19 protein-coding genes are annotated in these 18,573 nt (G+C 47.5%); 15 read left to right on the top strand and 4 right to left on the bottom strand.

The features are described 5' to 3' along the window. Nucleotides 1-26: 26 nt before the first annotated feature. Nucleotides 27-1,310 (top strand): lipid IV(A) 3-deoxy-D-manno-octulosonic acid transferase, encoded by a 1,284-nt coding sequence (gene waaA, locus OA57_RS05935; protein WP_034614857.1) that lies wholly within the window; start codon nucleotides 27-29, stop codon nucleotides 1,308-1,310. Between the two features lie 9 nt (nucleotides 1,311-1,319). Next, on the top strand, nucleotides 1,320-1,805 hold the full coding sequence (coaD, locus tag OA57_RS05930; protein ID WP_034614855.1) for a pantetheine-phosphate adenylyltransferase: 486 nt from the start codon (nucleotides 1,320-1,322) through the stop codon (nucleotides 1,803-1,805). Here the strand turns inward: coaD and OA57_RS05925 are convergent. Beyond that, on the bottom strand, nucleotides 1,802-2,521 hold the full coding sequence (locus OA57_RS05925; protein ID WP_034615363.1) for a 3-deoxy-D-manno-octulosonic acid kinase: 720 nt from the start codon (nucleotides 2,519-2,521) through the stop codon (nucleotides 1,802-1,804). The genes coaD and OA57_RS05925 overlap by 4 nt on opposite strands. A gap of 88 nt (nucleotides 2,522-2,609) precedes the next feature. On the opposite strand from OA57_RS05925, the gene OA57_RS05920 reads away from it, so the two are divergent. After that, nucleotides 2,610-3,680 (top strand): glycosyltransferase family 9 protein, encoded by a 1,071-nt coding sequence (locus OA57_RS05920; protein WP_034614853.1) that lies wholly within the window; start codon nucleotides 2,610-2,612, stop codon nucleotides 3,678-3,680. Between the two features lie 156 nt (nucleotides 3,681-3,836). Here the strand turns inward: OA57_RS05920 and mutM are convergent, their stop codons facing one another. After that, the gene (gene mutM / locus OA57_RS05915) at nucleotides 3,837-4,667 is read right to left on the bottom strand and encodes a bifunctional DNA-formamidopyrimidine glycosylase/DNA-(apurinic or apyrimidinic site) lyase (RefSeq protein WP_034614847.1); all 831 of its coding nucleotides are present in this window, start codon (nucleotides 4,665-4,667) and stop codon (nucleotides 3,837-3,839) included. A gap of 108 nt (nucleotides 4,668-4,775) precedes the next feature. Here mutM and trmL point away from each other — a divergent pair, with 108 nt between their 5' ends. Next, complete coding sequence (gene trmL, locus OA57_RS05910) at nucleotides 4,776-5,261, top strand: tRNA (uridine(34)/cytosine(34)/5-carboxymethylaminomethyluridine(34)-2'-O)-methyltransferase TrmL (RefSeq protein WP_034614844.1); 486 nt, start codon at nucleotides 4,776-4,778, stop codon at nucleotides 5,259-5,261. Further along, the gene (locus OA57_RS05905; protein ID WP_034614841.1) at nucleotides 5,261-5,884 is read left to right on the top strand and encodes a LysE/ArgO family amino acid transporter; all 624 of its coding nucleotides are present in this window, start codon (nucleotides 5,261-5,263) and stop codon (nucleotides 5,882-5,884) included. Before trmL ends, OA57_RS05905 begins: the two co-directional genes overlap by 1 nt. Nucleotides 5,885-6,039: 155 nt before the next feature. Here the strand turns inward: OA57_RS05905 and ffh are convergent, their stop codons facing one another. Then, nucleotides 6,040-7,419 (bottom strand): signal recognition particle protein, encoded by a 1,380-nt coding sequence (ffh, locus tag OA57_RS05900; protein ID WP_034614837.1) that lies wholly within the window; start codon nucleotides 7,417-7,419, stop codon nucleotides 6,040-6,042. Between the two features lie 183 nt (nucleotides 7,420-7,602). On the opposite strand from ffh, the gene OA57_RS05895 reads away from it, so the two are divergent. The 10 genes from OA57_RS05895 to OA57_RS05850 all read left to right on the top strand — a co-directional run bounded on the left by OA57_RS05895 (nucleotide 7,603) and on the right by OA57_RS05850 (nucleotide 17,707). Further along, entirely contained in the window at nucleotides 7,603-8,415 is an 813-nt protein-coding gene (locus tag OA57_RS05895; RefSeq protein WP_034614834.1) for a cytochrome C assembly family protein, read from the top strand. Between the two features lie 88 nt (nucleotides 8,416-8,503). Further along, nucleotides 8,504-9,790, top strand: coding sequence for an HlyC/CorC family transporter (locus OA57_RS05890; protein ID WP_034614830.1), 1,287 nt, complete (start codon nucleotides 8,504-8,506; stop codon nucleotides 9,788-9,790). Between the two features lie 251 nt (nucleotides 9,791-10,041). After that, entirely contained in the window at nucleotides 10,042-10,779 is a 738-nt protein-coding gene (locus OA57_RS05885) for an ATP-binding cassette domain-containing protein (RefSeq protein WP_034614827.1), read from the top strand. Continuing rightward, nucleotides 10,776-12,299 (top strand): ABC transporter permease/substrate-binding protein, encoded by a 1,524-nt coding sequence (locus OA57_RS05880; RefSeq protein WP_235424641.1) that lies wholly within the window; start codon nucleotides 10,776-10,778, stop codon nucleotides 12,297-12,299. The genes OA57_RS05885 and OA57_RS05880 overlap by 4 nt, the downstream gene beginning before the upstream one ends. Before the next feature lie 3 nt (nucleotides 12,300-12,302). Then, nucleotides 12,303-13,277: an alcohol dehydrogenase catalytic domain-containing protein gene (locus tag OA57_RS05875; protein ID WP_200883602.1), complete on the top strand. Its 975-nt coding sequence runs from the start codon at nucleotides 12,303-12,305 to the stop codon at nucleotides 13,275-13,277. A gap of 5 nt (nucleotides 13,278-13,282) precedes the next feature. After that, nucleotides 13,283-13,696 (top strand): Rrf2 family transcriptional regulator, encoded by a 414-nt coding sequence (locus OA57_RS05870; protein ID WP_034614824.1) that lies wholly within the window; start codon nucleotides 13,283-13,285, stop codon nucleotides 13,694-13,696. Nucleotides 13,697-13,895: 199 nt separating this feature from the next. Beyond that, nucleotides 13,896-15,887 carry a TonB-dependent siderophore receptor gene (locus OA57_RS05865; protein WP_034614821.1) on the top strand — a complete coding sequence of 664 codons (1,992 nt, stop codon included), beginning with the start codon at nucleotides 13,896-13,898 and terminating at the stop codon, nucleotides 15,885-15,887. Nucleotides 15,888-16,080: 193 nt separating this feature from the next. Beyond that, nucleotides 16,081-16,536, top strand: coding sequence for a TonB-system energizer ExbB (exbB, locus tag OA57_RS05860; protein WP_034614818.1), 456 nt, complete (start codon nucleotides 16,081-16,083; stop codon nucleotides 16,534-16,536). 17 nt (nucleotides 16,537-16,553) lie between these two features. Next, nucleotides 16,554-16,940 carry a TonB system transport protein ExbD gene (gene exbD, locus OA57_RS05855; RefSeq protein WP_034614815.1) on the top strand — a complete coding sequence of 129 codons (387 nt, stop codon included), beginning with the start codon at nucleotides 16,554-16,556 and terminating at the stop codon, nucleotides 16,938-16,940. Between the two features lie 2 nt (nucleotides 16,941-16,942). Then, nucleotides 16,943-17,707, top strand: coding sequence for an energy transducer TonB (locus tag OA57_RS05850; protein ID WP_034614812.1), 765 nt, complete (start codon nucleotides 16,943-16,945; stop codon nucleotides 17,705-17,707). 55 nt (nucleotides 17,708-17,762) lie between these two features. On the opposite strand, the gene lexA is transcribed toward OA57_RS05850, so the two are convergent. Further along, nucleotides 17,763-18,407 carry a transcriptional repressor LexA gene (gene lexA / locus OA57_RS05845; RefSeq protein ID WP_034614809.1) on the bottom strand — a complete coding sequence of 215 codons (645 nt, stop codon included), beginning with the start codon at nucleotides 18,405-18,407 and terminating at the stop codon, nucleotides 17,763-17,765. Nucleotides 18,408-18,573 lie beyond the last annotated feature (166 nt).

The following is an 18,573-nucleotide window of genomic DNA, read 5'->3' as shown; positions in this document are numbered from 1 at the left end:
AAATTTATTCAGGAAAAGTGATCCTCATGATTCTCTGCTGTTACAGCTTGCTGATGTACCTTATCCAACCCTTCGTGCTGCTGTTCACTCTCTACCGCAGCCGAAAAGCACCGGCGTACCGCAAACGCTTAAACGAGCGTTATGCCTGTTACGGCAAAATTGCGGTCAAGCCGCAAGGCGGCGGTGTGCTGATTCATGCGGCGTCGGTGGGGGAAGTACTGGCGGCGCGGCAGCTGGTGAGTGCGGTATTGGAGCAGTATCCGCACTTGGCGATAACGCTGACCACGGTGACGCCGACCGGTTCCGAACGGGTGAAATCAATCTTTGGCGATAAGCTCACCCATGTTTATCTGCCGTACGATACGCCGACAGCGATGGCGCGCTTTCTGCGGTTTGTCCAACCGAAACTCTGTATCGTGATGGAAACGGAATTGTGGCCGAATCTCATTGATCAATTGGCGAAGCGGAATATTCCGTTTGTGATTGCCAATGCTCGGCTTTCCGCCCGCTCCGCCCGTCGTTACGGCAAATTGAAAAACATCATTCGGCAGATGTTGTCCGGAATCACCCATATTGCCGCTCAGGACAGTATCAGTGCGGGGCGTTATCTGGCGTTGGGTTATGATCAATCGCGTTTGAGTATTACCGGCAATCTGAAATATGATTTAACCCTCAGTGCGGCGTTGTTGGCGCAAATTGACGCTTTGCGCGCGGATTGGCTGGCAAGCGCTCGTCCGGTATGGATTGCCGCAAGCACACATCAGGGCGAGGATGAGATTATCCTGACGGCGCACCGCACTTTATTGCAGCGTTATCCCGATTTATTGCTGTTGCTTGTGCCTCGCCACCCGGAACGTTTTGCGGCGGTCAATGATTTGATTGCCAAATCCGGTTTAAGTGCGGTTCGCCGCTCCGATCAGCGGGCACCGGCAGCCGCTACACAGGTTGTGTTGGTCGACAGTATGGGCGAATTGATGTTGATGTACGGTATTAGCGATATGGCGTTTGTCGGCGGCAGTTTGCTGCCGATTGGCGGCCATAACCCGTTGGAGCCTTTGGCATTCAAGCTGCCGGTGATTTCCGGCAGGCACACGTTTAATTTCCCCGAAGTGTTCGGTGCGTTGAAAAAAGTGGGCGGTGTGATTGCAATCGAGGATCGCAGTGAAGTATTGGCGGCGGCGGTGACAATGTTGTTGAACGATACACAAAAAGCGCGGCAATACGGGGAAGCGGGTTATCAGGTCTTGATCGAAAACAGGGGCGCACTGGATCGCTTGATGTTATTATTACGCCCTTATCTTGAGAAATAGGACGAGACAATGCAGACGACGGTGATTTACCCCGGTACTTTTGATCCGATTACCAACGGCCATTTGGACATTATTGAACGCAGTGCGCTTTTGTTTCCGCATATTATTGTGGCGGTGGCGGCAAGCCCGAGCAAAAAGCCGTTGTTTGCACTGGAAGAGCGGATTGCGCTGGTGCAGCAGTCGGTCGTCCATTTGCCGACTGTCGAGGTCATCGGTTTCTCCGGTTTACTGGCGGATGTGATCAGACAATATCAGGTGAAAGCGATTATTCGCGGCGTGCGTGCGGTGGCGGATTTTGAATACGAATTACAGCTTTCCCACTTAAACCGCTTATTGACGAGCGGTGTCGAGAGCCTGTTTTTTCCGCCCTCTGATCGTTGGTCTTATGTCTCTTCCACTATGATTCGTGAAATCAGCCTGCACGGCGGCGACACCCAAGCGTTGGTGCCGGCTGTGGTTTATCAGGCATTGACCGCCAAACACAAACGCAGCTAAAGCGAATAGCCGGCGAGCAGCTGTTGCCAGTTCTGCTCGCTGAATTGAATCCCCATGCGAACCACCTCTTTGTCGAAAGAGCGATGCAGGCGTTGTAGGTTGCGCTGTTTCCAGTCTTCGCCGCTTAAAAAGGCACATTTGTCAAAATCGATCAGCCAAAATTTTGCCTTTCCGTTTTGTTGCTGTAATAAAATATTATGTGCATTCAGATCGCGGTGGCAAACTTGTAAATCGTGCATTTTCCGAATCAAGCCGCCGATTTGCCGCCACTGTTTGTCCGATAAGTGTTGTTGCTGCAAAAGTGCGGTCAGATCTTGGGCATTTTCGATCCGCTCCAACAGGATATCCGCTTGATAGCCGACGATTTTTTTAATGGTTTGCGCGGCAATCGGCTGCGGCACCGGCAATCCGGCTTGATGCAAACGACACAGTATCTCAAACTCCGCGAAACTACGGCTGTTTTTTAATGTGCGGTCAAAATAACGGTCACGGTTAAATTTTGCCGACCAGCCGCCTCGGTAGTAGTGACGCAAGGCCAGATTCTTGCCGATATCCAAATCGTCCGCTTGCAAAAACCACGTGATCCCGCGCCCTTTCGCCTGCCCGATTACCCGCTGCCGTTGTTGCCAAAAGCGAATATCAAACAAGCTTTCAGGGGCAATCTCCGTTGTGACGTTTAACAAAAAATGGCGGTTTCCATGTTGAATTTGAGACATCGGGCATTCCGTTTTTGGTTTGAGCTGATGATAATTTCCCGATTTTACTTTAGAATAAATCAAATCCCAATCAGAAATCGATATCATTATGTTAAAACAGCCGTTATTCGGCATTGCGCCGAAAAAATTGTGTATTCTTCGCCTGTCGGCCATTGGTGATGTGTGCAATGCCATTGCAATGGTGCAGCAGATTCAGCGTTATTATCCCGAAACTGAGATCACTTGGATTGTGGGCAAGGTTGAATCACAGATTGTTGCGGTGCTGCCGGGCATTAAGACGGTGGTTTTTGATAAAAAACAGGGGTGGCGCGGTATGTTATCGGTTTGGAAACAGTTACGGCATTCGCGTTTTGATGCGCTGTTAAATATGCAAACCGCACTTCGGGCTTCGCTGTTGTCGTTGGGTATCAAGGCGAAATATAAAATCGGCTTCGGCAAAAATCGGGCGCGTGAGGGGCAGTGGCTGTTTACCAACCGTAAAATCAGTGAACCTGAAAAACCGCATGTACTGGACGGTTTTTTGGCATTTGCCCGTGCTGTCGGCGTGCCGCCTTCAGCGCCGAGCTGGACGATTCCGTTATCGCAGGCGGATCAGGATTATGCGGCAAGTCTGATCGATCCTCAACGGCAAAATCTGCTGATTTGCCCCTGTTCGAGCAAAGCGGAAAAAGACTGGACGGCGGAAGGTTATGCAGCCGTGGCTCGCTATGCGGTCGAGCGGAATCTCAATGTCATGTTGGCCGGTTCACCAGCGGTGCGTGAAGTGGCAATGGCGGCGGATATCGTGCAAAAGTGCGGTGTCGGCGTGCATAATCTGGTGGGTAAAACCTCGTTGTTACAGTTGCTTGCGTTAATCGGCAAAGCGGATCTGTTGATTTCGCCCGATTCCGGTCCGGCGCATATGGCGACCACACAAGGCACACCGGTGATCGGGTTGTATGCGGTTCATAATCCGTTGCGCACCGCACCGTATCATGATTTGGCGAATGTGGTGTCGGTGTACGAGCGGAATATCCGAGAGCAATACGGAAAACCTTCCGTTGAATTGCCTTGGGCGACGCGCGCCAAAGGTAAAAATTTGATGCGCCAGATTCAGGTTGATGATGTGATTAAACAGATTGAGGTGTTGCTGCCGATTGAAGGGCGGAGCTCGTCCTGAGTGCCGTATTTTTTAGTGCCTTCTTTTTTTTTGGCGGCGCAAAGAAAAGAGTGGGCACAGAGAGGCGAAAAAGTGCTAGTGATACGCCGCCAAAAAGACAAAAAAACAACGTGCGGTTTGTTGATTCGGCAAGCAACCGACGATTCACGTTATCAGTTAGACCGGCGGTTGGCATTGCGGGCAGAAAAAACTATTTCGTTGACCGATTACCGCACTTTCGATTTTCGTACCGCAAGTCGGACAAGGCTCGCCGCCTTTGCCGTAGACATAAAGCTGTTGTGCAAAATAGCCGGGGCGACCGTCAGGCTGAATAAAATCTTTCAACGAGGTACCGCCTTGGCGGATCGCCGCCTGTAGCACCTGCTTAATCCGTTCAACTAATTGCAGACATTGTGCCTCGCTCAGGTGTTTTGTCGGGGTTAGCGGATGAATACCGCATAAAAACAGAGTTTCGTTGGCGTAAATATTGCCGACACCGACCACCACCGCATTATTCATCAAAAACGACTTGATCGGCGTTTGTTTATTGCGGCTTTTTTGCCAAAAATAGTCGGCATTAAACTGCTCCGACAGCGGTTCGGGCCCTAATTTGGCAAACAGCGGAAAGCCGTCCAGTGTTTCCGTCCACAGCCACGCCCCGAAACGGCGCGGATCGTTATAACGCAGAATTTTGCCGTTGCGAAAGATAAATTCCACGTGATCGTGTTTATCCCTGACCGCACTTTGTGCCGAATCGTCGGCATCGACCACCCGCAGTGATCCGGACATGCCCAAATGTCCGATGATATACCCTTGTTCGGTTTGCATAATCAGGTATTTGGCGCGACGTTGCAGCCCGAGAATCCGCACATTGTACAGTTCGCCCAATTCAGGGCTGATTTCCCAGCGCAGTTTTGTGCGGTGTATGTGAATTTTTTCAATTTGTTGCCCTAAAACATAAGGGGCGATTCCGCGCAGGGTCGTTTCGACTTCCGGTAATTCTGGCATGATGGCTTCCATTCGACAATAAAAGCCTATTCTAGCGAATTCTGATTTTGCTTTCAGCTGTTGTTTAAATCGGTTATAGTTTTACTTTTAGTTTCAGCGTGAAAAATTATGTTAGACATTGTGTTATACCAGCCGGAAATTCCGCAAAATACCGGCAATATTATCCGTTTATGCGCCAATTGTGGTTTTCGGCTGCATTTAATCGAACCGTTTGGCTTTGCTTGGGACGACAAAAAATTGCGTCGTTCGGGCTTGGATTATCATGAATTTGCCGAAATCAAAAAATACCCGACTTTTGAGGCGTTTTTGCAGGCGGTGCAGCCGAAAAGGCTGTTTGCATTAACCACCAAAGGCGGGCCGAATCATGCCGAAGTGCGGTATCAGCCGGGGGATTTTCTGATGTTCGGTCCGGAAACACGCGGCATTCCGCAGGCGATTTTGGATACCTTACCCGGCGGACAGAAAATTCGGATCCCCATGTTGGCGAACAGCCGCAGTATGAATTTGTCGAATTCGGTTGCGGTGAGCGTATACGAAGCCTGGCGTCAGCTGGGATTCGAAAACGCCGTCAATCCGAATGTGGAGGTGCAGTAATGGAGCAATTATTACAAGGTTTTTTGGTTTCCGGCAGTTTGATTGTCGCCATCGGCGCACAGAATGCGTTTGTGCTGAAACAGGGCTTGTTGAAACAGCATATTTTCTGGGTGTCGCTAACCTGTTTTTTATGCGATTTTATTTTGATCTGCGTCGGGGTCTTGGGGTTGGGCAGCCTGATCAGCCAAAGCCCGACGGCAACGCTGGCATTGGCGGTGATCGGCGCATTGTTTTTATTGGTGTACGGCGCACGGGCATTTCGCAGTGCCTACCGCGGCAACAGCGGTTTAAGCCTTGACCGGCAAGATGGCGGATCGCAAAGTGCGGTTAAAATGGTCTTGATGTCACTTGGTTTTACCTTGCTTAATCCGCATGTTTATCTGGATACGGTGGTGATTATCGGCGGTATCGCCTCGACATTGCTGTTTGAACAGAAAGTCCGGTTTTTAATCGGCGCAGTGTTCGCCTCAGGGCTATGGTTTTTCAGTCTGGGCTATGGCGCCCGTTTATTGATTCCGCTGTTCAAACGCCCGTTGACTTGGCGTATTTTGGATTTCGCCATCGGTTGTGTGATGTGGCTGATTGCATTCAGTTTGATTCGCTATGCCGCAGGGTTGTTGTAACGAAAGTGCGGTTTAGTCGTTTAACGGTTCTAAATATTGGTTGAATAATCCAAGCACAATTCGACGATTGGATTAATTAATGCCTTGAAAGATAACGTAAAGCGTGCCGATCTTAATCGATTGGCACGCTGATCAAACCGCACTTTTAAGCGAAATTAGCGCTTAAACATATTGCCCAGCCCGGGCATTCCGCCGCCCATCATACCTTTCATGCCCTTCATCATTTTCGCCATGCCGCCTTTGCGCATTTTTTTCATCATGCGCTGCATTTCAGTAAACTGTTTCAGCATTTTATTCAGATCCTGCACTTGGGTGCCGGAACCGCTTGCAATCCGACGCTTGCGAGAGCCTTTGATGATGTCGGGGTTTTGCCGTTCTTTAAATGTCATGGAATTGATCATCGCTTCCATTTTATTGAACATTTTGTCGTCCACCTGCCCTTTCACATGATCCGGCAGATTTTTAGCACCGGGCAGTTTTTCCAGCATGGTCATCATACCGCCCATTTTTTTCATTTCGATAAGCTGTTCGCGAAAATCCTCCAGCGTAAAATCGTCGCCTTTCTTGAATTTCTGCGCCATTTTTTCGGCTTTTTCTTTATCGACCGAACGCTCCAGATCTTCAATTAAGGACAGCACATCGCCCATGCCTAAAATGCGTGAGGCAACCCGATCCGGATGGAATGGTTCCAGCGCATCGGTTTTTTCGCCCATACCGAGGAATTTAATCGGCTTGCCGGTGATCTGACGTATGGACAGTGCCGCCCCGCCGCGCGCATCGCCGTCGACTTTGGTCAAAATTATGCCGGTCAGCGGCAGAGCCTCGTTAAAGGCTTTGGCGGTATTGGCGGCGTCTTGTCCGGTCATGGCATCAACGGTAAACAGCGTTTCAATCGGGTTCAAGGCGGTGTGAACGGCTTTAATTTCCGCCATCATTTCGCCGTCGACATGCAAACGGCCGGCGGTATCGACAATCAGCACGTCATAGAATTTCAGTTTGGCGTGCGCTAAGGCGTCTTGCGCAATTCGTACCGGCTTTTGCGCGCTGTCGGACGGGAAGAAATCGACATTTACCGTGCTTGCCAGTGTTTCCAATTGTTTGATCGCTGCCGGGCGGTATACGTCGGCAGAAACCACCAGCACTTTTTTCTTGTGGCGCTCGCGCAAAAACTTCGCCAGTTTGCCGACACTGGTGGTTTTCCCCGCCCCCTGTAGACCGGCCATCAAGATGACTGCCGGCGGTTGGGTCGCCAGATTCAGCGTTTCGTTCGCTTCGCCCATGGCGGCTTCCAGCTCGTTTTGGACGATTTTGACGAATTCTTGTCCCGGGGTCAGGCTTTTATTGACTTCGACCCCGACCGCACGCGCTTTGACTTTGTTGATGAATTCACGCACCACCGGCAGGGCGACATCGGCTTCCAGCAGTGCCATTCGCACTTCACGCAGGGTTTCCTTGATATTGTCTTCGGTTAAGCGCCCGCGTCCGCGAATGTTGCGCAGGGTATTGGAAAGACGATCAGATAAATTTTCAAACATAATATAATTCCCGTAGCGAATACCGCACTTTGAATCAAAGGCGGAAAGATAGCGCCGATTATACAAGATTTCGGCTTATTTTCATCCTTAAACCATTTTGTAGTAGAAAAATGGGGGTAAAACTGGTACTTTCAAGCGAAATGGTTATCAGTAAATTCAATTGGAAGGACGGGCGTTCAGGCTATGTATATCTTTGCCGCATTGTCGATTATGGCATATTTGATTTGTACGGTTTCATTGTTGCCGCTGTTGCTGCAAGTACAGAACAGCGACGCAATCGCATCGAATAAAAAACCCAACCGCAACCGTTTTATTTTCAGTTCGGCGGTGGCTTGGGTGTTGCATGCGGTTTTTATTCAACAACTGTTTGCCAACGGCAGTGAACCGTATAATTTTACCCTGCTGAATATCCTTAATTTGATGACGCTGCTGGTTGTGTTGTTGGTGACGATGGCGCTGTCGCATTTAAATACGCTGTGGTTTTTACTGCCGATAGTCTATGCGTTTGCTATTTTGGGGATTGTGGCGGCGACCTTTATACCGGGGCATATTATCGCTTATTTTCATGATAATACCGCACTTTTGCTGCATATTTCACTGGCGCTGATTGCGTATGCGTTGTGTTTCATTGCCTTGCTGTATGTTTTACAGCTGGGGTGGTTGGACAAAAAGCTGAAAAGCAAAAAAATTGTCTTTTCACCGATGATCCCCTCATTAATGAGTGTAGAACGCCAATTTTTCAAGATTTTGTGTGCAGGCGAAGTATTCCTGACGTTGGCGCTGATCAGCGGTGCGGTTTCCTTACACAACTTTTTTGCAGCGGAACAGATTCAAAAAGCGATTTTTTCTTTTTTGGCATGGCTTGTTTTCGGGCTATTGTTGATTGGACATCGAAAACTGCATTGGCGCGGAAAGAGGGTGCTTATTTATACAATTTCGGGTATGATTCTGCTGACTATCGCTTATTTCGGCAGTCGGACGCTTCCGGTGCTGTAGGCGAGGTCTGAAAGTGCGGTTGAACTTTAACATGGACACCGTCAGCACCGCACTTTCAGTATGATTTCTCAATCGAAGGATTATTTTTTTGGACAGTATCCCCCTTAGTACGTTATTTATTGTTTTAATCGTACTGCTTGTTTGTTCCGCCTATTTTTCAGGGTCGGAAACCGGTCTGCTTTCACTCAACCGTTACCGTATGCGCTACCTTGCCGGGCAAGGCCACAAAGGCGCTAAAAAAGCGGAAAACCTGCTTAAACGCACCGATACGTTATTGGGATTGGTGTTGATTTTCAATAACATGGTGAATATCATTGCCTCGTCGATCGCCACGATTATCGGTATGCGCCTGTATGGTGATGTCGGTGTTGCGATCGCAACCGGCGTGTTGACGTTTTTCATGTTGATCTTTTCCGAGATCATGCCGAAAACCCTCGCGGCGTTGTATCCGGAAAAAGTAGGTTTCACCACCAGCCATTTGCTGACACCGTTGTTAAAAATCTCGCTGCCGTTAGTCTACTTTATCAATTTCTTCAGTAAAATCATCATGAAGCTGTTGCGGATTAAAACCGATCAGAAAGTCCATTCGATCAGTCAGGAAGAGTTACGCAGCATTGTACATGAATCGGGAAAATTCATTCCGTCTGCGCACCAAGAGATGCTGTTGTCGATTCTGGATCTGGAGCAAGTGACGGTGGACGATATTATGGTGCCGCGCAACGATATCGGCGGAATAGATATTGACGACGATTGGAAAGCGATTATGCGACAGCTCAATCATGCGGCGCACAGCAGAGTGGTGTTGTATAAAGGCAATATGGACGAAAATGTGTTGGGTATGCTGCGGGTGCGGGAAGCTTATCGCTTGATGCTGGACAAAAACGAATTCAACAAAGAAACGCTGGTGCGCGCCGCCGATGAGATCTATTTTATCCCTGAAGGGACACCGTTAAACACCCAACTGCTGAATTTTAAAAGCAACAAAGAGCGGATCGGACTGGTGGTGGACGAATACGGCGATTTGAAAGGATTGGTAACGCTGGAAGACATTTTGGAAGAGATTGTCGGCGAATTTACCACCTCAATGATGCCGTCGATCGAAGAAGAAGTGACGGAGCAGTCGGACGGTTCGGTTTTGATCGACGGGCAGGCGAACATTCGGGATTTGAATAAATTGTTCGGTTGGGCGCTCAGCACCGAAGGCCCGCGCACTTTCAACGGTTTAATTCTGGAACATTTGGAAGAGATTCCTGCCGAAGGGGTTGTCTGTGAGATCGAGGGGCTGTTGGTGACGATACTGGAAGTCTCCGACAATATGGTGAAGCAGGCAAAAGTTGTCAGAAAAGGAACCGTGCAGGAAAAAATCAAAACCTGATGCGGGTCGGCGCTATATAAACCGCACTTGGTGCTTGTTCTGAAAACGTAAACGGTTATTTCAAGGACTGATTTCTGTCTTGTACAGGATTCGGTCCTTTTTTATTTCATTGAATATGCGTTGCCGTTAACCGACCGTACTTAGGCAAATCATGGATTGACAGCAAACGAATTATGCTTTAATTTGTAACTTGATTGGTTACAATCAAGTGTGTTGTTCGCCTGAATGGGCATACAAACAAAGGCGGTTTGATGATAACGTTACAAAATGTGAGCAAATACTATAATGGAAAAGCCGCAGTAGAGCAGGTGAGCTTAACGATTGAGTGCGGCGAGTTTTTTGTCTTGGTCGGTGAAAGCGGCAGTGGCAAAACAACATTGCTTAAAATGTTGAACGGGCTGATTGAAAATGATCAGGGCGAAATTATCATTATGCAAAAGAACCGCCGTGATTACGATAAACGTCAATTAAGGCTGAATATGGGCTATGTGTTGCAACAAATCGCCTTGTTTCCGAATATGTCGGTTGCGGAGAATATCGCTTTGATTCCCGAATTAAAAGGCTGGAATAAAAAACAGATTCACAACCGCACTTTGGCGTTGCTACAGCGGGTGCAGCTGCCGCCGGATTATTTGCAGCGCAAACCGGCGGAACTCTCCGGCGGGGAGCAACAGCGGGTCGGGATTTTACGCGCATTGATTGCCGAGCCGCAGATTATTCTGATGGACGAGCCGTTTAGTGCGCTTGATCCGCTTTCCCGTTTAGAGTTGCAAAATTTGATTAAGCAAATTCATCAGGCGCTGAAGACCACGATTGTTTTCGTCACCCATAATGTTGATGAAGCAATTAAATTGGGCGACAGGATTGCGATTATGCAAGGCGGCATCTTGCAGCAGGTTGATGCGCCAAGCATGATTTTGCGCCGCCCATCCAATGATTATGTACGGCGTTTTTTCCGTACGACCGAACCGGCGGCAGAGCGTGCATGATGAACGGATTGTTACAAACCTTGCTTGAAAGACGGCATGAATGGCTGGAAGCCGTATTGGTGCATTTGCAATTGTCGCTGGTCTCGGTGCTGCTGGCGGTGATGATTGCGGTGCCTCTGGCGGTATTAGTCGAGCGGCATAAGCGAATGGCGGATTTATCCTTACAATTCAGCGGTATTTTGCAAACGATTCCATCGTTGGCACTGCTCGGCTTGCTCATTCCGTTGGTCGGAATCGGCAAAGTGCCGACGATTATCGCTTTGGTTTTGTATGCCGTTTTTCCGATTTTCAGCAGTGCTTACACCGGGTTGCGGGAAATTGATCCCTCATTGGAGGAAGCAGCGGAAGCGTTTGGGATGACACCGCTGGAAAAATTAAAAAAGTACCGTTTGGCGTTGGCATTGCCGATGATTATTTCCGGTATACGGACATCAACCGTGATGGTCATCGGCACAGCGACCTTAGCGGCTTTAATCGGTGCCGGCGGACTGGGGCGTTTTATTTTGCTCGGTATTGATCGCAACAATAGCAGTCTGATTTTGCTTGGCGCTTTGTCGTCGGCATTATTGGCGATTGCGGCACACTATATGATTGTGTATTTGGGGCGGCTGAATTTAAAGCGGATTAGCATCATCTTTTCGGCAATGTTACTGGCTGTCATCGCCAGTTTGGGCATCGGCGGAGGCATCTCGTCGAAAGCCGATAAGACGTTGGTTATCGCCGGTAAATTAGGTGCGGAGCCGGAGATTTTAATCAATATGTACCAACAATTGATTGAAGCGAATTCCGACATTCGGGTGACAATTAAACCGAATTTCGGCAAAACCATTTTTTTATACAATGCCTTGAAGCGGGGAGACATTGATCTTTACCCTGAATTTACCGGTACGGTCGTCAGCAGTTTACTACAAAACGAACCGTTTTATTCGCGTGATCCAAATGCCGTTTATATGTTCGCGCGGGATCAACTTCTCAAGGCGGATAATTTGGTTTATTTGCCGCCGATGCAGTTTCAGAATACCTATGCATTGGTGGTGAAAAGTGATTATGCCCGACAATTCGGGCTGAAAACGATTTCTGATTTAAGCAACGTCGAGCAAAGTGCGGTTGCAGGTTTCACCCTAGAATTTGCCGACAGAGAAGACGGCAATCGAGGACTGCAATCCCGTTATGGCTTGAATTTGAATGTTCGCACGATGGAACCGGCATTACGTTATCAGGCGCTGGCTAACAACGAAACGCAAATTGCCGATGCGTATTCTACCGACAGTGAAATTAAACAATATTCCCTGACATTGCTGCAAGACGACAAACAACTTTTTCCGCCTTATCAGGGCGCACCGCTATTGCGGGCGGAAACACTGGAAAACTACCCTGAATTGGCGGCGATTTTGAATAAATTGGCAGGGAAAATCAGTGAAAATGACATGGCGGAAATGAATTATCAGGTCAAAGTGCAAAACCGGACTGCCGCCGAAGTGGCGAAACGCTATTTACAATTGCATGGATTGACGGAGTAGAACATGATGAAAGCCATTGTCTTAGAACGCCCGTGCACCGCCGAGGCGTTGTCGGTGAGTGAAATCCCGCGACCTGTTGCGCAAGCGGGGTGGGTGGTGATAAAAATTAAAGCGTTTGGTATCAATCGTGCAGAAATCATAACGCGTAACGGGTTTTCACCGACAGTCCGATTACCACGGGTGATCGGCATCGAATGTGTCGGGGAAGTGGTTGACGGCGGCGGCAGTCAGTGGCAAATCGGGGCGCGGGTTTGCAGCTTGATGGGCGGTTTAGGACGGGAATTTAACGGTTCTTATGCCGAATATACCTGCGTTCCGGCTGCTCAGGTTTATCCGGTGCCGGACGGGATTGACTGGATCAGTTTGGCGGCAATGCCGGAATTGTATTATACCGCTTATGGTTCTTTATTTTCCGCGTTGAAGCTGGTATCTGAAGATCGTTTGTTGGTACGGGGGGCGACAAGTGCGGTCGGCCTTGCCGCAATACAATTGGCAAAAAGTATCGGCTGTGAGGTTTGGGCGACCACGCGGAAAACAGAAAAAATCACACTGTTACAGCAAGCCGGAGCAGACAGGGTATTGATTGACGACAATCAACTGGCGGCTCAAATAAGCGGTGATAAAGTCAGTAAAGTATTGGAGCTGATTGGTGCCGCCAGTATCAAGGATTCGTTACAGTGTTTACGCACAGAAGGTGTGTTATGTATGACCGGTATTCTCGGCGGCTGGATTCTGACTGATTTCGAGCCATTGGAAGCACTGCCGAACGGTGTTTATTTTACCGCATTTAATAGCACGTCTATTGATTCCGATTTGATCGACAGCATGTTTCGCCATCTCAAACAATACCGGATTCGCCCCCCTATCAGCCATGTTCTGCCGTTGTCCGCCATCGGATGGGCGCATCACTTGCTGGATAACGACACTGCAAACGGCAAAATTGTGATGGTGGCGGACGAGAGTTTATTGGAGCAATAAACAAGATGGCAATTTCAACCAAAACCAGTGTCGCTACCCATATTTTAGCCTATATCGCTTATCATGCCGACAGTGAATTAACCTCGGAACAAATTGCTGCCAGTATCCAAACCAACCCTGTTGTGGTGCGGCGCATGATGGGCAAGCTGAAAAAAGCGGGGTTATTGGATAGAAAAAAATTGGTCAAATCGCCGAACGATATTAGTCTATTGGCCATTTTTCAGGCGGTGGAAGACGAATACCATATCTTTACAGTTCATTCGAGCGGCCACCCTCTTTGTCCGGTCGGTGGCGCTATCGGCGGAATTTTGAGCGATAGATTCGGCAAAATAGAACAAAAAGCCTTTGTTGAATTACAACAATATACTTTACAGGATGTACTCGAGCAAATTCAGCGACATCATGCCGAGCCGATATAAATAATTTTTAGTTAACGTATAACCGCACTTTGATAGTCAAAAATTATCAAAGTGCGGTTTTTCATCCGGAGTATGTATTTTTTTACATCTATCAATTGAAAACAGTTTTTATTTACATTATCATCAATGCCGATAATCATTGTTGTTTTTATTATCCAAATTTCTTTTCAATTTATATAGAACCTAAGGAGTTTTTTCTATGAAAAAACAAGCAGTATTTCGTTTGGCAGTTCTGCCGTTAGCCGTTATGAGCGCCATTGCATCTGCGGAAACATTAGATGAGATTGTTGTTTCGGATCGCCAAGGTACAAAAACCGAAACCAATGTGGTGACATTACAAGAAAAAGATGAGCGTACCGAAACTGATTTACGCGGTCTGCTGAGTGAAGAACCGGCAATTGATTTTGGTGGTGGTAACGGAACCTCACAGTTTTTGACTATACGTGGCATGGGGCAAAACTCAGTCGATATTAAAGTGGATAATGCTTATTCCGACAGTCAAATTTTGTACCATCAAGGGCGTTTCATCATTGACCCGTCTTTATTGAAAAGTGTTTCGGTACAAAAAGGAGCGGGTTCTGCGAGTGCGGGGATCGGGGCAACCAACGGCGCGATTATTGCTAAAACGGTCGATGCGTTGGATCTGTTAAAAAATAGCGATAGGGATTACGGCTTTAAACTAAACAGTGGCTATTCCAGCAATGACGGGCATTCCTATGGGGCAAGCGTATTTGGTAAAGCAGGCAATTTTGATGCGTTGTTCTCTTTCAACCGTACTGATGAAGACAACTATAAACCGGGTAAAGGCTATAGCAATATTGATGGCGGTAAAACCGTTCCATATAGCGGTTTAGATAAACGCAATTATTTAATTAAATTAGGTGCGACTTTTGGAGACCACCGTCTAGTTTTGAGCCATTTACAAGATCAACACCGCGGTGAGCGTTTAGTGCGTGAAGAGTTTACCGTTACCGGCGGGAGATTAACGTTAGCCCGACAATCTCCGGCTTATCGGGAAACTACGCAGCAAAATACCAACTTGGAGTGGACGGCGAAAAATTTAGGTTTTATCAGTGAATTGACTGCTAATGCTTATGTGATGGAAAACAAACGTTATTCTGCTGATGATAGCGGTTGTGGCTATTGCGGCAGTATTGCAGGTCCAACTACAACGGTTATCAAAACGCACGGGGCGAATGTGAATTTCGACTCTAATCTGAGTGAGAATGTGCTGATCAAATATGGTTTGAACTATCGTTACCAAGAGATTAAGCCACATACTAATCGAGTGGCTGTCCGCAATCCGGATAAAACTGATACCGGAGCGTATGTTGAAGTGATTGGTGGTGTCGGCGACTTTACCCTGACGGGGGGGCTGCGTTATGACCATTTTAATATTACTGCTAATGACGGTGTAAAAGCTTCCGATGGTAATTTTAATCCAAGTATCGGTTTAATTTGGCAAGCCACACCGGACTTAAGTTTCAGCGTAAACCACAACTACGCTTCTCGTAGCCCACGCCTTTATGATGCATTAATGGTTGGTATCAGACGCGTGTCTGTGGCGGAAAATATTAAAGCCGAACAAGCACGCAATACTGAAATCGGTTTTAACTATAATAATGGCAACTTCTCACTTGATGGTAGTTACTTCTGGCAAAAAGTGAATGATCTGATTGTAAACCCACAGAATCGACATAACACGAATTGGTCTGAAGCGGTTAATGGCGGTTATTCTAAAAATCATGGTTATGAATTGAATGCCGCTTATCGTTATCACGGATTTACGGCGCGTATCGGGGTTGCTGACAGCAAACCAAGATTTTACTTAGATGATACAACCAGCACTTCAACCTTAATTCCAGAGTTTGCGGTACAAACCGGTCGTACTTGGACGGCAGCATTATCTTATCGCTTTAACAACCCGGATTTGGAACTGGGTTGGCGTAATCGTACCGTAGAAGATGAAGAAGGCTATGCCTTAGCCGGTACGGATGTTTCCGTTAAACGTGATAGCTACACCATGCACGATTTCTATATAAACTGGAAACCGTTTAGTAATGATAATCTGAATGTCAATATGTCGTTAAATAATGCGTTTAATAAATTATATTATCCGCATAGTCAACGCGGTGAGACTTTAGCCGGTGTTGGACGTGATTTCCGTGTCGGTATTAACTACCAATTCTAATTGGAAGTCGCTTGCCGAGAGAAAGTGAGAAGCCTGAAAGCGGTATTAAAAAGCAACAATCTGCTATAAATTATCGTTTACCTAGGTGGCAAAACAAGCTACAATAATGAAATCAATTCTCAATTACAAAATACAAAGTGCCGACCGCACTTTGTATTTTTTATTCTGCGGTCACGCTCATTAGGAGTCATGAATGGAGCAACTTTTTGAATTTTTAGAACATTATACCGATTACATCATCTTGGGGACGCTGGCATTGATGAGCTTCGTCATGCTGTGGATGGTGATCGAACGTCTTATTTTTTTCCGCCAAGTCAATGTGGAGGACTACACAACGATTCACGAGTTGGAAATTGATCTGACCCGTAATTTAACTACGATTTCCACCGTCGGATCGAATGCGCCGTATGTCGGTTTGTTAGGAACGGTAATCGGCATTTTATTGACGTTTTATACCATGGGACAATCCGGCGGCGACATCGATGCGGCGGCGATTATGGTGAATTTATCGTTGGCGCTGAAAGCCACGGCGGTGGGGATTTTGGTCGCAATTCCGTCAATGGTGTTTTATAACGGCTTAAACCGTAAGGTTGATGTCAACAAAATGAAATGGTTTGCTTTCACGGAAAAACAGAAACAACAGGCCTGACGACAGGGGAAAGTGCGGTGAAGAAATTCGATGAAATCAATATCATCCCGTTTTTGGATATTATGTTGGTGCTATTGGCGATTGTGCTGGTGACGGCATCATTTATTTCGCAGGGCAAAATTCAGGTCAATGTACCGAAAGCCAGCAGCAGCGTGACTATGAAAGCGGACGATTTGGCAAAATTGTTGACGGTGACGGAAAACGGCGAACTGTATTATAACGATAAGCCGATCAGCAAAGAAGCTTTGGCAGAGGAGATTGGGCGCTGGGACAAAACGCAGAAAGTGACGTTGAAAGTTGATGCGGCAACTGAATTTCAGCAATTTGTTGATATAACGGATATTTTTTCCAAATATGAGATTAAAAATGTGGCAATCGTAACACTCAAGCCACAAGGTGAGTAGAGATGAAAAAGCGTCGTTCTCTTATCGGGTTCTTGTTTTCCCTGATTTTTCACGGGGCGTTAGCCTCGCTTTTTATCTTTGCTATCGGGCGCTCGATGGCGGATGAAACGGCAAACGGGCAGACGAGTGACGAAATGAGTACCAATATTTCGATCGAAATGATGATGGCGATGGTGCAAGCCGAGCCGGAGCCCGAACCTGAGCCGATAAAAGAAGAGATTCCCGAACCGAAAGAAGAAATTCCCGATCCGACGGTAAAGCCCGAGCCGAAAAAAATAGAAAAACCGAAAGAGCCGGAAAAGCCAAAAGAGAAGCCAAAGCCGAAACCGAAAGAGAAACGGAAGGAAAAACCGAAAAAAGAGCGTTCTAAGCGCGACAATGTACAGCAAGGCGATCGTGATGTGGATTCGCCGCATAATGTCAATTCAAAAGCCAGCGGGCCGCAAACCAGCGCAAATAATCCGAATATGGTCGGAGGCGGCGGCAAGGCAATTGATGCTTATCGTTCACAATTACGTCGTGAAATTGAGCGTAACAAGCGCTATCCGCAACGGGCAAAAATGATGCGTAAACAAGGGGTTGTCAGTATCTCTTTTACTTTGAATACCGACGGCAGTATCCAAAATCCTCGGGTGGCAAAATCGTCAGGCAGTGAGGATTTGGATAAGGCGGCGATTCAGGCGGTTCAGAATGCCAGAAGTGTCGGCCCGCGTCCTGACGGAATGAAAGCGGCAGTGACCGTGCCGATTAGGTTTAATATCAGTTGATTAATAAAAAACGGTGGAATATCCACCGTTTTTATTGGTTATCAAAAGTGCGGTTTTACATCCAGGCATTATTGCGGATAATACCGACGGCAATGCCTTCGATTTCCAAATATTGATTTTTCAGATCAACCACAATCGGTTGGAATTCTTCGTTTTCAGCGTGCAGGTAAACGGTAGAACCTTTTTTCTCAAGGCGTTTTACCGTCACTTCATCTTCAATCCTTGCGACGACGACTTGCCCGTTGCGCACATCTTTGGTTCGATGTACCGCCAGCATATCGCCGTCTAAAATACCGATATCTTTCATCGACATTCCGTACACTTTCAATAAAAAATGCGCTTGCGGTTTGAACATCGAGGCGTCAACTTTGTAACTGCCTTCAATATGTTGTTGTGCCAAAATCGGTTCGCCGGCGGCGACTCGCCCGATCAGCGGCAGCCCCTCTTCCTCGCTCTCTTCAGCCGCACTTGCTTCGTCAGTGAGCAAAAGACGGATACCGCGCGAGGTGCCGGAGAGAATTTCAATCACGCCTTTACGTGCTAAGGCCTTCAAATGTTCTTCTGCGGCATTCGGCGAGCGAAAACCTAACTCTTTGGCGATTTCGGCGCGAGTCGGCGGCATACCGGTGGAGTCCAGGTGGGAACGGACAAAATCATAGACTTTTTGTTGGCGCGGGGTGAGCGCTTTATTCGGCTTCATAGCTGACTCCCTGTTTTTTTATACAGCTTTCCTGTCATTATATACAGTATCTTTGCAGATGCAATCACTTATTCCGTTTACCTGCCGCCAAGTGTGCCGACCATAGGCGATTAATGGAATTTATGCTAGAATCCGTGACTGTATTTCGCAAGATTTGGTTCTGAAT

It is taken from the genome of Chelonobacter oris, assembly GCF_000772535.1.
Taxonomy (GTDB): Bacteria; Pseudomonadota; Gammaproteobacteria; order Enterobacterales; family Pasteurellaceae; genus Chelonobacter; species Chelonobacter oris.
Note: the sequence above shows the minus strand (reverse complement) of the source record. Positions and strands in the feature narration are given on the sequence as shown.